The following is a 433-nucleotide window of genomic DNA, read 5'->3' as shown; positions in this document are numbered from 1 at the left end:
TTGAGCCGTTAGCTCAGTTGGTAGAGCATCTGACTTTTAATCAGAGGGTCGGCGGTTCGAACCCGCCACGGCTCATTATTTATATAAATAGCATGTATGCCGACTTAGCTCAGTTGGCAGAGCACCTGTCTTGTAAACAGGGGGTCGGAGGTTCGAATCCTCTAGTCGGCATTTATGCGGAAGTAGTTCAGTGGTAGAACGCCACCTTGCCATGGTGGAGGTCGCGGGTTCGAATCCCGTCTTCCGCTTATGTCAATTTATAATGCCGGGGTGGCGGAATTGGCAGACGCACAGGACTTAAAATCCTGCGGTCAGTGATGACCGTACCGGTTCGATCCCGGTCCTCGGCATATTATTATGCACCTATAGCGCAATTGGATAGAGTGTCTGACTACGAATCAGAAGGTTGTAGGTTCGACTCCTACTAGGTGCA

5 tRNA genes are annotated in these 433 nt (G+C 50.3%); all 5 read left to right on the top strand.

What is annotated here, in order from left to right:
• Nucleotides 1–2 precede the first annotated feature (2 nt).
• The 5 genes from AC6UD1_RS07000 to AC6UD1_RS06980 all read left to right on the top strand — a co-directional run bounded on the left by AC6UD1_RS07000 (nt 3) and on the right by AC6UD1_RS06980 (nt 433).
• Nucleotides 3–75: transfer RNA gene (locus AC6UD1_RS07000), tRNA-Lys, on the top strand.
• Nucleotides 76–98: 23 nt separating this feature from the next.
• Nucleotides 99–171 (top strand) — tRNA-Thr (locus AC6UD1_RS06995).
• Nucleotides 172–176: 5 nt separating this feature from the next.
• Nucleotides 177–248 (top strand) — tRNA-Gly (locus tag AC6UD1_RS06990).
• A 16-nt stretch (nt 249–264) separates the two neighbouring features.
• Nucleotides 265–350 (top strand) — tRNA-Leu (locus AC6UD1_RS06985).
• A 9-nt stretch (nt 351–359) separates the two neighbouring features.
• Nucleotides 360–433: transfer RNA gene (locus tag AC6UD1_RS06980), tRNA-Arg, on the top strand.

The sequence above is a fragment of the Fructilactobacillus sp. X8R1C1 genome, from assembly GCF_059900945.1.
The sequence above is the reverse complement of the archived record's forward strand: the minus strand, read 5'-3'. Positions and strand labels throughout refer to the sequence as shown.